The organism is Acinetobacter sp. RIT698 (assembly GCF_009668065.1).
GTDB lineage: Bacteria > Pseudomonadota > Gammaproteobacteria > Pseudomonadales > Moraxellaceae > Acinetobacter > Acinetobacter guillouiae.
This window is the reverse complement of record NZ_WJYH01000015.1, coordinates 1-15,076: the sequence shown is the minus strand read 5'-3', so window position 1 is coordinate 15,076 and position 15,076 is coordinate 1. Positions and strand designations below refer to the sequence as shown.

Annotated in this window: 11 protein-coding genes; 4 read left to right on the top strand and 7 right to left on the bottom strand. The window is 38.2% G+C overall.

The genetic code is table 11. The features are described 5' to 3' along the window. Positions 1 to 81 precede the first annotated feature (81 nt). Together GJV03_RS08755 and GJV03_RS08750 are read left to right on the top strand one after the other, a co-directional pair. On the top strand, positions 82 to 717 hold the full coding sequence (locus tag GJV03_RS08755; RefSeq protein WP_154129902.1) for an SMI1/KNR4 family protein: 636 nt from the start codon (positions 82 to 84) through the stop codon (positions 715 to 717). A 164-nt stretch (positions 718 to 881) separates the two neighbouring features. Continuing rightward, on the top strand, positions 882 to 1,202 hold the full coding sequence (locus GJV03_RS08750) for a MazG-like protein (protein ID WP_154129901.1): 321 nt from the start codon (positions 882 to 884) through the stop codon (positions 1,200 to 1,202). Positions 1,203 to 1,708: 506 nt separating this feature from the next. Here the strand turns inward: GJV03_RS08750 and GJV03_RS08745 are convergent. From GJV03_RS08745 to GJV03_RS08735, 3 genes are all read right to left on the bottom strand, one after another. Further along, on the bottom strand, positions 1,709 to 2,479 hold the full coding sequence (locus tag GJV03_RS08745; protein WP_004721696.1) for a TSUP family transporter: 771 nt from the start codon (positions 2,477 to 2,479) through the stop codon (positions 1,709 to 1,711). Between the two features lie 141 nt (positions 2,480 to 2,620). After that, positions 2,621 to 4,825, bottom strand: coding sequence for a TonB-dependent siderophore receptor (locus tag GJV03_RS08740; RefSeq protein WP_154129900.1), 2,205 nt, complete (start codon positions 4,823 to 4,825; stop codon positions 2,621 to 2,623). Positions 4,826 to 5,031: 206 nt separating this feature from the next. Further along, positions 5,032 to 5,739 (bottom strand): SIMPL domain-containing protein, encoded by a 708-nt coding sequence (locus tag GJV03_RS08735; RefSeq protein WP_004721692.1) that lies wholly within the window; start codon positions 5,737 to 5,739, stop codon positions 5,032 to 5,034. A gap of 500 nt (positions 5,740 to 6,239) precedes the next feature. Between GJV03_RS08735 and GJV03_RS08730 the strand changes: the two genes are divergently transcribed. Together GJV03_RS08730 and GJV03_RS08725 are read left to right on the top strand one after the other, a co-directional pair. After that, complete coding sequence (locus GJV03_RS08730; RefSeq protein WP_004721690.1) at positions 6,240 to 7,613, top strand: diaminobutyrate--2-oxoglutarate transaminase; 1,374 nt, start codon at positions 6,240 to 6,242, stop codon at positions 7,611 to 7,613. A 3-nt stretch (positions 7,614 to 7,616) separates the two neighbouring features. Further along, positions 7,617 to 9,149, top strand: coding sequence for an aspartate aminotransferase family protein (locus GJV03_RS08725; RefSeq protein WP_154129899.1), 1,533 nt, complete (start codon positions 7,617 to 7,619; stop codon positions 9,147 to 9,149). A 179-nt stretch (positions 9,150 to 9,328) separates the two neighbouring features. On the opposite strand, the gene GJV03_RS08720 is transcribed toward GJV03_RS08725, so the two are convergent. From GJV03_RS08720 to mutS, 4 genes are all read right to left on the bottom strand, one after another. Further along, entirely contained in the window at positions 9,329 to 10,048 is a 720-nt protein-coding gene (locus GJV03_RS08720; protein ID WP_004721687.1) for a D-Ala-D-Ala carboxypeptidase family metallohydrolase, read from the bottom strand. A 140-nt stretch (positions 10,049 to 10,188) separates the two neighbouring features. Further along, complete coding sequence (gene fdxA, locus GJV03_RS08715; RefSeq protein WP_004721686.1) at positions 10,189 to 10,512, bottom strand: ferredoxin FdxA; 324 nt, start codon at positions 10,510 to 10,512, stop codon at positions 10,189 to 10,191. Between the two features lie 359 nt (positions 10,513 to 10,871). Then, positions 10,872 to 11,408 (bottom strand): GNAT family N-acetyltransferase, encoded by a 537-nt coding sequence (locus GJV03_RS08710; protein WP_354666844.1) that lies wholly within the window; start codon positions 11,406 to 11,408, stop codon positions 10,872 to 10,874. Between the two features lie 169 nt (positions 11,409 to 11,577). Continuing rightward, positions 11,578 to 14,232 (bottom strand): DNA mismatch repair protein MutS, encoded by a 2,655-nt coding sequence (gene mutS / locus GJV03_RS08705; protein ID WP_154129897.1) that lies wholly within the window; start codon positions 14,230 to 14,232, stop codon positions 11,578 to 11,580. Positions 14,233 to 15,076: the final 844 nt, after the last annotated feature.

Sequence of the window (15,076 nt, the reverse complement as noted above, 5' to 3'; positions counted from 1 at the left end):
TTTTAAGTGGCTTTTTTATTGTCAATGATTGGGTTTTTCAGTAAAGTTTATTTGACTGTTATTAGGGTTAATGAGAAGAATATGATTCAAAAACAATTAGAAAATATACAAAATTGGTTAGTGCAACATGCTGCAAAGATCGCAAATCAATCACTCAATCCTGCGGCAAGTATTGCTGATATAGAACAATTTGAACAAAGGCTTTCTAAGCATTTACCTGATGATTTTAAACAGTTGTACTGTTGGCATAATGGGATGAATGAAGAGGAAAATTTAGGCAGTTTATTTTATGGTATGGAATTTTTATCGCTGACCAATATTGAAAATAAACGTGCCGATCTTGCAGATCTCGTTGATGAGTTGTTTGTACTTCAACATGCTGACCCACAAATCAATCCAACCAATGCCCACCATCGAGATTGGGTTCAGTTTGCGCACGATGGTGGGCGAACAGGTTTGTATGTGGATTTAGCACCCACCGCCGTAGGTCAAATTGGGCAAGTGATCTTTATTGATCATGAATATGATGTTGGGATTTTGGTCGCTAACTCGATTACCGATTTACTTCAACAATTTTCAGATGATTTAGACAATGACTTATATCAGCTGAATGAAGATGCTTTAGAAGATGAAAATGAATTTTTAGAAAGTGATACAGCTATTGATCTGGTCAATTGGCATATGAGTGAACGCTGGGCGCGTCCTGATTTTACTTAGATTTTTTTAGAAAAATCATTTTATAAAATTATGTTTGAACGCTTCACTCATAAAAGTGTATCAATAGCGATTATTGCTACACACTCAATTTTGAACGTATTACATTTCTAATCGAATCAATTTTACAAAATCAAGTAAGCTCTAATTTTTAAACGAGCAAAATGATGGATCATAAAATAACGGTTGATGAGGTTGTAGCACGTTCAGTAAAAATCAGAGAACGTTATCATGAGCTAGAGCGAATAAATCATCATGCTGAATGGACAGTGCAAGAGGATGCGTTGGCATTTTTATCTGATGCTGGATTGGTTGGGAGATTAGTCATGGCGCAGACAGGGAAGTGGTTACACAAAGGCGATGCTCAACAAGAGTTGCAGCATAAGTTAGGTGAATGTGTCTGGTGGTTAGCCATTATTGCCAATGAATTAGATATGGATTTAACTGCAGCCACACAATACTTTTTAGATAAAGCTGAAAAGATTTAAATTTTTGGAAAAATGTTTATTGAACATTTTTTATGACCAAGCATTTGATCATTAATTATATAGTCAACCTGTCAAAAACTCAGACACAAGAATATAATTCTTCTTAATTAATATCTTAAATTAAATCAATTGCATGGAAAAATAAATTGTTTGATTATAAAAAGCTTGCAATGCCACACCTTACATTCAAAGTTTAAATACCATTGCGTAGGCGATGCCTCACTTTTCAGAGATGAAAAGATGACAAAAATCTTTTGCTGGGCGAGGGGTACGTCCTGTACCCCCGCCCAACGGCGACATCCCTGTCGCCCCACAGTAGGATCACCATCTAGGACTTAAAATTACAAAAAATGAATTAATAACCAACAGTTTCTAAAAGTTCATATAAAAACATAAGCTCAATTTGTGATCAATGACTTGATGAAAATTAATTCTATGAATAATTAGGTGGTTTAACTATAGAATTTTGACGGGCTTGTTTCAATTTGTATATTTAGTATGAATGACTAACCGATAAATAAGTCATAGCCCATTCGGCCAATTAAAAATACCAGTAAAATTAAAAAGAAAATACGAATAAAACCACTTCCATATTTAAATGCTAAAGCGGTACCCGCAAGTGAGCCTAAAACATTGCAAACTGCTAAAATGATGCCAGCCATCCATAAAATATGCCCAGAAGGGATAAAGAAAAACATGGCAGCAATATTGGTAGCGACATTGACCAATTTGGCAGATGCAGAAGCATTTAAAAAATCAAAAGCAAATACTTTCACAAACAGAAAGAGTAAAAAACTACCTGTCCCTGGGCCAAAAATTCCATCATAAAATCCAATTAAGGCGCCAAAAAATAAACCTAACGCAATTTCTTTTTTACCCGTCTGTAACACAGTATGGATTTTACCTAAGTCTTTTTTGGCAAAGGTGTAGATCGCAATCAAGATCAGTAAAAAGAATACAATATAACGCATCAACTCTTTAGGTATCAATGAAACTGACATTGCACCTAAAAAAGAAAATATAAATGCTGCCAACATTGTGGGTAGTATAAGTTTCCAATTGATTGTAACTTTCTTAAAGTAAGCAAATGCAGAAGATACAGTCCCTGCCATGGCAATGATTTTATTGGTTCCAAAAACTGTGGCGAGACTTTGATTGGGAAAGGCATGCATTAGTGCTGGGAGTAGAACTAATCCACCTCCACCGACCGCAGCATCAATTAAACCCGCACAAAAAGCGAAGAAGCCTAAACTCAGAAGTATTGTCTCGTATTCCATTACAGATTGTTCTAACTGCTATTTTAAGAGAATAATCATAGAATATATTCAAATAAAAGTAATTAAAAAGTGCTAATCTCAATCCATGAGATTAGCGCTTTAGTTTTAAATGCTTTGTAAATCTACAAGTTTTTCAAAAAATTAGAAATCAACAGAAGTTTGTAGATAGAAAGTACGTGGCTGTCCTACGTATTTACCACCTGTAGAGTCAGATGAACGAGTAAAATATTCTTGATCAAATAGGTTTTTAATCCCACCTGCAACTTTTAAGCCGTAAAAATCTTGCCCAAAATCATAAGCTGTACGCACAGCAAAAGTTGAGTAACCTGGGATATCACCAGTACGACCATCTGCCGTTTCAACAGTTTGGTAAACATTGCCTGAACCCGGCGCATGTTGTTTAGATTGAGCAAACATATCTGCATTGACAGACCATTGGTCAAAGCTATAACCAAGCCCTAAATTTCCAACATGTCGTGAATAATAAGGTAAGTCCTTACCAGCAAATTTACCTGCTTCAGACATTGCTTTGGTAAAGGTATAATTACTATAGACTTTAAGACCTTCAAGTGTGTCATAAAGATTACCAAAGTCATAACTTAGGCCAAGCTCTACACCTTTATGACTGGTTGCACCTAGATTGGTCCAAATACCTGTACCAATATTATCAGGGCGTTCAAGTAATAATTCTTTATCAAAGTCTAAATAGAACACTGTAAATTCAGCATTTAAACCATTGCCGAGGTATTTTGTGCCGATTTCATAGTTGTTGGATTTTTCAGGATGGAGACCATCTAAAGTGGTTACAGCTTTATTGCTTTCGACTTTAGCCAACTGGTTATATTGTTGAGGGCCAAAAGAAACCGCTGCATTGGCAAAAACATTCCATTGTTCATTGAAATTGTATTGCACTGCAAGGCTTGGTAAAAACTCATCAGAATTAATTTTTGGATGCACCGTATTGATAAATTTACCATTTTGATAAGCGGTATAATCATTATGGGTTTTAATAGACTCAAAACGTACACCCGGAGTGATGGTTAGTGCACCTAGACCAAAACGGTTATCAATATACACGGCATGCGCTTTGGTTCCACCTTCACTAGTGGTGTTGGCAAGACGTTCACCCGGTGTACCTGTTGCAGTATTATATGGTGCTGTACGACCCGAAAACTCTGAACTGTCTTCTTGTAAATAGCGATAACCGACAGTGACTTCATTATTCATATTGCCCAAAGAGTAGGCGCGTGAATAACGTGGTTCAATGCCAAAATATTTATAATCACGTGGAGAGTTACTAATTCGACTATTTGCAGTACCTTCTACAGCTGACTCTAGATCACTGGTACGGAATGAATCGACATAATAGCCTAAGATTTCAAAGTTATTGAGTTCATCTTTATGGCTATATTTCACAGAAACATCTGAACGACGACCTGCAAAATAGTTACGGTATTGGTTCGACTGGTATGGGTTTTTGGCATAATCTGCAGTCGTTAAGCCCTCTGGCATTTCGCCACGGCCTTCATAATGATGCAGATTAAGTGCAATCGAATCTGCATTTGTAAACTGATATGACGACTTTAACATGATGTCATCGATATCTATGTCGTTATTGGCTTCGCGATAGCCATTTCCTTTGGTTCCTGAATAAAGTAGCGCAAGACCTAAACCATTATCCATCGTACCGCCGATAAAGAGGTTTGGACTGTACTTGAGTTGGTCGGTACCTGTGGCGAATTCAGTGGTTAAACCAACAGAGCCTGATAGTTTTTCAGGGATTGCACGGGTATTAAAGTTGATGATTCCCCCCACGTTTTGAGGCCCAAAGCGGACTGAACCTGCGCCACGAACAACGTCCACAGATTCAATATTGCCCATTGAAACAGGTGCCATAGACAATTGTGGTTGACCATAAGGCGCGAAGGATAATGGAACACCATCCATCAAGACCGTGGAGCGAGGTGAGAGGCGAGAGGTTAAGCCACGTACACCCAGATTGAGTGAAACATCACTACCACCTGTTCCATTGCTGTCCTGAACCTGAACCCCTGGCACTTGTTTTAACGCATCACGGATAGAGGTCACCGCAGATTCGTCCATTTTTTTACGATCGATAATGGTACGTGCGCCTGCATGTTTATGAACTTTTTCAGCATTGGCTGCTTCAAGCCAGTTTCCTTCAGCTTGTACGGTGATTGTTTTAAGTGTTTGCGTTGAAGTTTCTTGATTGTCCTCGGCAAAAGCAGCATTGGATATAAAGCTAAGTGAAACAGCAATTGCAAGGCTGAGATGTGAGGGTTTAAACAGGGCGAAGTCAGGTGTTCTATGGCTTAAAATTTTCATAAAGAGATAGGCATTTGAAATTGTGCGTATCTTAATCTCTTCAAGCATATTTTTAAATCAGGATGATTATCATTTAAAACTATTGTTTAATTCAAATTAATAGATTTTTTAATCAAAGATTCACTTTTTTATATTGCAATCGCAAATTTATATAGCGCAATAGCAAAAAACCGTGCATAAGCACGGTTTATATAATAATCAAAAACTTATTTAAACTGGATCGAACCATTGGCATTGACTGTGATTTTTGATTCTCCCGCTGCCATATTTTGACCACCAACGGCATCGGCAGCTTCGAACTTAGCCATAGATGCACGCGCTGCATATACTGGTTGCGGATAAGAGTTACTGGTGTTGATGTTGATATTGACCAAGTTATAAGACGATTTATTCCACGCTTGCGTTAAAATTTGCGCACGTTGCTGAAAGTTCTTTGAAGCTTCAACCATCAACTCATTTTCAACTTTTTTACGTTGTTCATCAGACACTGTGAAATTAATCGATTGTGTTTGGAAGCTAGTTTGCAATTCGTTGATTAATTGGCTTGCCGCTTTAAAATCTTTACTTTCAATTTGAATTTCTGCACGACCACGCCATTCTTTCAATTTTTGGTTGTCATTGTCATAAACAGGGTAAGTGGTTTGTGAGCCTGTTTCGACTTTAACTTGTGGATACTTTTTGGAAATGCTAATGGCTTGATTCATTAACTGGGTGATTTGAGAAGATAACTCAGCAGGTTGCTTGTTGTTTTTCTCAATAAAAAGTACAGCATGCATTTCATCATTAGACACCTGACGTGTCGCATCTGCTTGAACGTTGACAATATTGTAGTTTAACGGGTCATTTTCTGCTGCCATCGTCATTGTGCTCAGTGTGGTTCCCAAGAGTAAAGTAGTTAAAGCTAAATAACGCATAATGAATCCTTAAAATTGTTTGACTAAATTTTATGACCGAAAGATATATTGTATAAATTGAATCTGTTTTTAATCATAAATCTGGTTTGCGGAAAACTATGGCAGATTTTGTGGTGCATTTGTAATAATTTGCATATGAATTGCAATTTTATTTTTAGTAAAATTTTTTTAAAAATTAAAAGCTTATCAAGTTTGATTGTGGTAAAAAATGATCAGAGTGGTTGAGATTTATAAAGTGATTTTAATTATCGGCTTTTCTTTGCTTTGTCACATAGTATGATGATAATAACCAATTAGATTTAGCTAAATGTTTTTTTCGATAAATGGAGTGTGGATAAGTACATAAAAGATATTTATTTTCTTGTAAAAAACTGTATTATCGCGCTCCTAGTTATGAAGATTAAAAGCACTCTAACTAGATTTCTATAAAGCACCGAGTCAAAGGACCACAAGTCACCCGACTTATTTCTTTCAACCCATATCAGAGATGGTAATTCGATATGAGCGTTACTTCTGTAAATCCTGCTGCCACTTCCACAAACGAATACTACTTGACTCGCCAAAGTCAGATGGAATCGAATGTTCGTAGTTATCCACGTAAATTACCGTTAGCGATAGCGGAAGCACATGGTTGTTGGGTTACCGATGTTGAAGGTACAAAGTACCTCGATTGTTTAGCTGGGGCAGGAACATTGGCATTAGGCCATAACCATCCTGCGGTGATTAAAAGTATTCAAGACACTTTAGCGAGTGGTCTCCCTTTACATACTTTAGATTTAACAACGCCTTTAAAAGATGCTTTCACTGAAGCACTGCTTGCACAACTTCCGGGTGGGCAAGAAGAGTATTGCTTACAGTTCTGTGGCCCATCTGGTGCAGATGGTACAGAAGCAGCGATTAAATTGGCGAAAACCTATACAGGTCGCAATACAGTTATCAGTTTCTCTGGCGGTTACCATGGGATGACTCATGGCGCGTTAGCGATGACAGGTAACTTATCTGCTAAAAATGCGGTAAATGGCTTAATGCCAGGCGTACAATTTATGCCATACCCGCATGAATACCGTTGCCCGTTGGGTGTTGGCGGTGAAGCAGGTGTTGATGCCTTAACTTATTATTTCGAAAACTTCATTGAAGATGTCGAAAGCGGTGTAACTAAGCCTGCAGCTGTGATTCTTGAAGCAATTCAAGGTGAAGGCGGTGTGGTTACAGCACCTGCGAAATGGTTGCAAAAAATCCGTGAAGTGACTGAGCGTCATAACATTGTGTTGATTTTGGACGAAGTTCAAGCGGGCTTTGCACGTTCAGGCAAAATGTTTGCTTTTGAACATGCTGGTATTGAACCTGATGTTGTGGTGATGTCAAAAGCAGTGGGTGGTAGCTTACCATTGGCTGTTTTGGGTATTAAACGTAAGTTTGATGCTTGGCAACCTGCAGGTCACACAGGTACTTTCCGTGGTAACCAACTTGCAATGGGTACTGGTCTTGCAACGATCAATACCATTAAAGAGCAAAACCTTGCACAAAATGCGCAACAACGTGGTGATTTCTTACAAGCTGAATTGAAAAAATTAGCGCAAGAATTCCCATGTATTGGTAATGTTCGTGGTCGCGGTTTAATGATCGGTATCGAAATTGTGGATGAGCGTAAGCAAGCGGATCATATGGGTTCTCTTCCTGCGGATTCACAGTTGGCTGCTGCAATTCAAACGGCATGTTTTAACAATAAATTATTGTTAGAAAAAGGCGGCCGTAGCGGTACAGTGATTCGTTTACTTTGCCCATTGATCATTACTCAAGAAGAATGTGAAGAAGCTATTGCGCGCTTTAAGAAAGCGGTTGCAGAGGCTCTTATTGCAGTTCGAGGCGCTTAATTCATGGTAGATTTTGCAGAACATCGTAAAGCGTTACTCTGCAATGATGCTCAATCTATTGCTGACTATGAGTCAGCAATGGGTGAGGCGACTAAAGCGGTCGCAGCATGGTTGCAAAATGACAAAATGTATACAGGTGGGAGCATTAAAGAACTTCGTGAAGCGATTTCTTTTGCACCGTCTAAACAAGGTCTAGGTTTACACCAATCGCTTGAGCGTATGGTTGAGCTTTTCCTGAACAAAAGTTTGAAAGTACATCATCCACACTCTTTAGCACATTTGCATTGCCCAACTATGGTGACAAGTCAAATTGCTGAAGTCTTGATTAATGCGACCAACCAATCAATGGACTCATGGGATCAAAGCCCAGCAGGTTCTTTGATGGAAGTTCAATTGATCGACTGGCTGCGTCAAAAAGTAGGTTATGGTGCAGGTCAGGCAGGTGTGTTCACCTCTGGCGGCACTCAATCTAACTTGATGGGCGTATTGTTAGCGCGTGACTGGTGTATTGCCAAGAACTGGAAAGACGAAAATGGTCTGCCTTGGTCTGTGCAACGTGATGGCGTTCCAAGTGATGCCATGCGTAATGTCAAAGTGATCTGTTCTGAAAATGCACATTTTTCTGTGCAAAAGAACATGGCGATGATGGGCATGGGCTTCCAATCTGTGGTGACTGTTCCAGTCAATGAAAATGCGCAGATGGATGTTGATGCGTTAGAAAAAACCATGACGCATTTACAGGCTGAAGGTAAAATTGTTGCTTGTGTCGTTGCGACTGCAGGGACAACCGATGCAGGTGCGATTGATCCATTGAAGAAAGTGCGTGAAATCACCAATAAATATGGTGCGTGGATGCATATCGACGCAGCATGGGGTGGTGCACTGATCTTATCGAATGACTACCGTTCAATGCTTGATGGTATTGAATTGTCTGATTCGATTACATTGGATTTCCATAAGCATTATTTCCAAAGTATTTCATGTGGTGCGTTCTTGTTGAAAGATGAAGCGAACTATCGTTTTATGCATTATGAAGCTGAATATTTAAATTCTGCTTATGATGAAGAACATGGTGTACCGAACCTAGTGTCTAAATCTCTACAAACTACACGCCGTTTTGATGCGTTGAAATTGTGGATGACGATTGAAAACCTAGGTGAAGAGCTTTATGGTTCAATGATTGACCATGGCGTTAAGCTAACTCGTGAAGTGGCAGATTACATCAATGCTACTGCTGGTTTGGAAATGCTGGTTGATCCACAATTTGCATCGGTATTATTCCGTGTAATACCTGATAATTATCCAGTTGAATTGCTTGATACTTTGAACCAAAACGTTGCAGATGAATTATTTGCGCGTGGTGAAGCTAATATTGGTGTAACTAAAGTTGGACAGGTTCAATCTTTGAAAATGACCACTTTAAGTCCAGTTGCAACTTTAGAAAACGTCAAGAATCTTCTTGCTTTGGTGTTAGAAGAAGCTGACCGTATTAAAGATGCAATTGCTGATGGTACCTATACGCCTGCAATTGACTAGATTGATATCCAGTTGATTGACGTTCGAAATAGATTAATTTTATTTCAAAAAAACGCCCGATGAATTTCATTGGGCGTTTTTTATTTAAGGGCGTTTCGATCTAAAATATGATCAGTGATCAAATGCTTGTTCATAAAAAAAGAGATCTTATTGATCTCTTTTAAATTGAATATTGGGTATTAAAAATTACACATTGAGCTATTACGGGTGAGATCAGGTCCCCAAGTACGATATCCTTGAGTATCAATATGGATTTGCCCTGAAGCATACAATCCTAAGCCCATGTTTAAGCTTTGGCCATACTGCGACCAGAACTGGCATAATTTGAATTTGGTATGTTCAATATACGCATAGTCTTGAGGTTGCGGATTTTCTGGCCCAATACGGAAATCAATGGCTGAATTGAATAAGTGACGTGAAGATCCAGCACCACCCGCACATTGGTTTAAAGGTAAGTCTCGATATACCGAGGTTACGGTAAAATCAGTCAGAACTTTAGAGGCAACCAAGTATTTAAATACTTTTAATGTCGGTAATTGATTACTCCAAAGCTCACGGCTTGGAATCATATATTCAGACTTACCACACTTGTCCCAATCACGCGCAGTTTTAAATAACTCAAAACTAGGAATAATATTTCCAGCATTATTTTGTTCAAGAAAACGTTCATAATCACGTGCACGTGACTGATTGTCGCCATAGATCAACCATTGGCGATAAGATGAAGGCATCGTTTTAGGAGGAATGGGGCGCTCAATCGTAATTTTTTCTTCGGGGATGTAAATACGCTGACCATGCGACGTGCTAATTGTTGGATTCTTTTGAGGGGAAGATGTACATCCAGCCAGAATCATTGTAGTAACACCGACAGCAAGTAAACCTTTCAAAATAAATTTCATTCTCAATATTAGCTAAAGCAAGTAACGGGCTATTTTAGTCTAGTTTGGCGCGTATATTATGGATAAATTGCAAATAAATGTACAATTTACATATTAAAATGCAAAAAGATCAGCCTAAGCTGATCTTTTTTATACAATACTTATTTTTCTAAGTATTGTAATTTATCGGCTTTACCATTCCACTCTTCACGATCTTCAGGTTGATCACCGATTTGAGTAATGTTTGGCCATTTTTGAGCAAGTTCAGCATTTAGTTCAATAAATACTTCTTGACCTTCAGGGAGTTCATCTTCAGAGAAAATTGCATTTGCAGGACACTCAGGTTCACATAGCGCACAGTCAATACATTCGTCTGGACTAATGACTAGGAAATTTGGACCTTCATAAAAACAGTCTACTGGACATACTTCTACGCAGTCTTGATATTTACACTTAATACAATTTTCAGTGACAACAAAGGTCATGGCGTCAGCTACCTAAAAATATGGTTCTAATTAATAATGCTGTATTTTAGGGAAAACGCCGCAAACTAACAATTGCTTTTATTGATATTTAATATAGAAGAACCTGCTAAATCAATTTTTTTTATAGAAAATTCTTCTAACTTGTGATGAATTATGCATTTTTTAAAATATGCGCCGTTATTTTGATGTTGCCATAGGTGAAAAAATGCTAAACATATTCAAAAAAGAACATAAATATGAGACTAAATCACAGAAGCGAAATGGGGTTATTACCTTCGCGTGCTGGTTTTTTAGCCAATTGCTATATTCAGAACTATTTAGAATTCTTTAGACCTGTATTTTCAGTATCAGTCAGATCATCACAATGTATAGATAAGATGAATATCTTCAGGTTCTAATTCCAATAATTGCTGATCAGGTTTTTCTAAGACCAGCGCGCCTTGTTTAAGATAAAAGTCGACAGTACGCTGGGTTGGTGTTGCTGAAATATACAGTTGTTTAGCACCAAGTTGCTCAGCTGATTTTATCGCTGAGTGCATGAGTTGTGTACCAAGACCAAGGCCTTGATGATTTGCATCGACATAAAAATATTGTAATAGCTTCGCATCTGGATAATCAGTGATGACTTGATTAGATACCAGTTGTACACCAATTAATCGATTTAATTGATTAAATGCACCCACACATCGTCCACCTTGAATAAGATGCTGCTTTAACAGCGGGGGGTCATTTTCTAAATGATATTCATCCCAGCTTTGCACATCATAAAAACAATCTACTAAATGTAAATTTTGCTTTTGTTGTAGATACATTTGGGTGATTAATTCACGTCGATCAATATGTTGCCAAATGAGATCTATATCGGAAAGCTGCAGGAACTTGAGTAAAATATTGATATTATTCTCCTAAAACTTAGCATTCAATTACTCATTATGGAGTGCTATTTTACGCTTTAGACTGGCTTAAGTTATCGTCTAGATTGCTATTTAAAGATCAATAGACGCAAGTTATTTCCAGCCTAAGTAGAGAGTTTCAAACTTACTTAGACTGGATAGCTGTTACTGCTTATGCATTTAGTGCTGCTTTTAATGCATAGAGGTGATCTAGCGCTTGGCGAGGCGTTAAATCATCGACATCAATATTTGCTAAAGCATCGAGTACAGGTGATGATTTTTCAACTTCAACAACTTTTTCAATCTCAATGATGTGTTCAAGCTTTTCAGGTTCAACGGTCTCAACTTCTGCAAATAAGTCATTTTGCACAACGGATTGCAATTGTTGCTGTTGTTGTTTCTCTAAAATTTTTAAACGCTTTTGCGCTTCTTTAATCACCCCCGCAGGGATCCCCGCAAGTTTTGCAACTTGTAAGCCATGGCTTTGACTGGCAGGACCTTGTTGCACTTTATGCAATAGAATCAAATTACCATTTAACTCTTTGGCAGTCACATGGTAGTTATCAATTGCCACTTCTTTTGAAAGTTCAGTTAATTCAAAATAATGTGTGGCAAAGAGACATAAACATTTGATTCGTTTGGTCAGATCAAGCACACATGCCCAAGCTAGGGATAGCCCATCATAAGTACTTGTACCACGACCAACTTCATCCATAAGCACCAAAGACTGATTGGTTGCATGGTGCAAAATCTGAGATGTCTCGGTCATTTCCACCATAAAGGTAGATTTACCCGTAGATAAATCATCAGCAGAGCCTATTCGAGTAAATATGCGGTCAATTGGTCCTAACTTCGCAGATTTAGCAGGGACGAAGCTACCACAATACGCCAGCAAACTAATCAGTGCAGTTTGACGCATAAAGGTCGATTTTCCGCCCATGTTTGGCCCTGTAATGATCGCCATACGATGATTGAAATCGAGTAGGGTATCATTGGGGGTAAATGGCGTTTTACTGAGTGACTCAACTACAGGGTGTCGACCAGCGGTAATTTTAATCCCGATTTCTGGGCTGTATTCAGGTCGGTTCCAATTATTCAAACGGGCTTGATGGGCAAAGTTTGCCAATAAATCGATATGGGCAATCGATGCACTCATCATTTGTAAATTGGCAATATCCGCTCTTAATTCTTCCAGTAACATTTCAAAGAGTAGTTTTTCTCGCGCAAGTGCACGTGATTCACTGGAAAGTACTTTATCTTCAAAAGATTTTAATTCTGGGGTGATATAACGCTCGGCATTTTTCAGCGTCTGACGACGGATGTAATGATCAGGCGCTTGTTCAGCTTGGGCACGGGTGAGTTCGATATAGTAACCACTGACACGGTTATAACCAATCTTCAGGGTATTGATGCCCGTGTTTTCTCGCTCTTTGATTTCTAAATCAATCAGGAATTGGCCTGCGTGATCACGAATTTTACGCAGTTCATCGAGCTCATCATCAAAACCTTCTGCAATTACATTGCCATCACGCAATAGTACAGGAGGATGTTCAACAATCGCAGACAGTAAACGTTGATGTAATCCATTAAAATCGCCCAATTCTTCATTCAATTGTACAATCAATTTAGATTGCTGAGTCTCAAGAATCGGTTGGATTGCATGTCTTAAAAATGGGATTTGTGCACATGCTTGACGAAGCTGCACCAAATCACGAGGACGTGCACTGCCAAGTGCAACACGACTTAAAACCCGTTCAATATCGCCAATTTCTTTTAAGACTAAGCGAACAGGACTTTCATGGTAGCCTTTGAGTAAAGTATCCGTTGCATCTAAACGTGCATCTAAGATTTGAGTATCACGAATGGGCTGCATCAAGGTACGTGCCAGTAATCGTCCGCCCATTGCAGTTTGGCAATCATTGATTAAGCTAAATAGCGAAGTACCGTGCTCAAATAATGGATCAATAATTTCTAAATTACGGCGTGTAACAGGATCAAGTGCAATAAAATCTGAGCTTTGTTCTAATTTAATTGAACGAATATGTGGTAACGCAGTTTTTTGAGTTTCTTTGGCATAATGAATCAGTGCAGCGGCAGCCGCTTTAGCCAAGGGTAGATGGTCAATACCAAAACCAGAAAGTGTGGAAACTGCGAATTGGTCACATAAGGTTTTTTGTGCGTTATTTAAATTAAAATCGACATTAGGTCGTTTGGTAATTGGACATTCAATTTGTCGTTTAATATCTTCAATAATATTTGGGTCGACTATGTCTTCATCGACCAATATCTCACTTGGCATTAAGCGAGCCAATTCAATCGCCAAGCTTTCAGATTTAAATTCTTGTTGTTGAACTTTAAAAATACCCGCACTTAAATCCAGTAGTGCCATACCAATTTGGTTTTGTTGAAAGCAGATTGCAACAAGATTCGATGCTTGTGTTGCGGTTAACAGGGCATCATCGGTCAATGTTCCAGGGGTAATAATTCGCACTACACCGCGTTCAACAGGTCCCTTACCTGTGACTTCACCAATTTGCTCACAGATGACAACTGCTTCGCCTTTTTTAACCAAACGCGCCAAATAGCCTTCCGCAGCATGGTATGGAACACCTGCCATTGGAATAGGTTCACCATTGGCTTTACCACGATGAGTGAGGGTAATACCCAAAAGTTTTGCGGCTTTTTTAGCATCGTCAAAGAACAGTTCGTAAAAATCGCCCATGCGATAGAACATTAAAGAGTGTGGATGCTGCATTTTTACTTTTAGATATTGCTGCATCATTGGGGTGTGGGAGGATAAGTCAGCCATTGTTTCCATGCTATTCATGTATGTTAAATCTCTAAATTTAAATAATAAATAAGTTTATTTTGAAAGTTTGGCTATCTAACCAATTCTAACAACTTCTGCGCAAATCTGACCTAAGCAAAGGAAAAAGCATCGCTTTAGTGTACTTTTATTAGTGCCAAAATTGAGTCAACAATGTGTGAGGAAACAAATTGGTTTCTCTCGGTCGCCATCTTAACAAATTGAGGCTGATTCACAAAAAGGAATCCGAAGATGAGTGCGGAAATTAGCAACAAAAAGAAAATGGCATGATCTGCTCGTGCTATTGATAAGATGAAGATAGGGGATGTCGTAAAAGAGGTGGGTTATCTCTATTTAACTAAAGTGATTATTGTTTTACGCTCTGAAGTTAAGAAAAATATACAAGGTGTGCGAAATTTAAAAGGACAACTTGAAGCAAGACGAACTATATGCTTATGTAATTACAGATAAAATAACACCTGATAGCATCGTCTATACTGATTAATGGCGTAGTTAAAATTCTCTAGATATAGCGGGTTCTGCCATCATAAAATTTATCATTCTACGCACTTTGCAAATGGTCAAAATCATTTTTATGGAATCGAAAATTATTGGAATTAAAATCAAAGGTTAGTATGAAAATAATAATATACCGAAAAAGATTATTTCCCTTATTTTTGAAGGAAAGGGGGGCAAGATTTACTACGGAAGTCCAAAACCACTATTGAGAATTTTGAGATCATGGACTGGAATTTAAAGCTCATCTAGTAGGACTCCGTTTTTATTATTAGATGATCAATATTTTTTAAAAACAATTAATTACGCTAAATTGAAGCATCTATATTTATTTATGTTTGGAAGTTAA

What these genes read in the sequence shown, in the direction of transcription:
- GJV03_RS08745 (WP_004721696.1), bottom strand. Translation starts at nt 2,479, where the DNA reads ATGGAATACGAGACAATACTTCTGAGTTTAGGCTTCTTCGCTTTTTGT.
- mutS (WP_154129897.1), bottom strand. Translation starts at nt 14,232, where the DNA reads ATGAATAGCATGGAAACAATGGCTGACTTATCCTCCCACACCCCAATG.
- GJV03_RS08755 (WP_154129902.1), top strand. Translation starts at nt 82, where the DNA reads ATGATTCAAAAACAATTAGAAAATATACAAAATTGGTTAGTGCAACAT.
- GJV03_RS08750 (WP_154129901.1), top strand. Translation starts at nt 882, where the DNA reads ATGGATCATAAAATAACGGTTGATGAGGTTGTAGCACGTTCAGTAAAA.
- GJV03_RS08720 (WP_004721687.1), bottom strand. Translation starts at nt 10,048, where the DNA reads ATGAAATTTATTTTGAAAGGTTTACTTGCTGTCGGTGTTACTACAATG.
- GJV03_RS08725 (WP_154129899.1), top strand. Translation starts at nt 7,617, where the DNA reads ATGGTAGATTTTGCAGAACATCGTAAAGCGTTACTCTGCAATGATGCT.
- GJV03_RS08740 (WP_154129900.1), bottom strand. Translation starts at nt 4,825, where the DNA reads ATGAAAATTTTAAGCCATAGAACACCTGACTTCGCCCTGTTTAAACCC.
- GJV03_RS08730 (WP_004721690.1), top strand. Translation starts at nt 6,240, where the DNA reads ATGAGCGTTACTTCTGTAAATCCTGCTGCCACTTCCACAAACGAATAC.
- GJV03_RS08735 (WP_004721692.1), bottom strand. Translation starts at nt 5,739, where the DNA reads ATGCGTTATTTAGCTTTAACTACTTTACTCTTGGGAACCACACTGAGC.
- fdxA (WP_004721686.1), bottom strand. Translation starts at nt 10,512, where the DNA reads ATGACCTTTGTTGTCACTGAAAATTGTATTAAGTGTAAATATCAAGAC.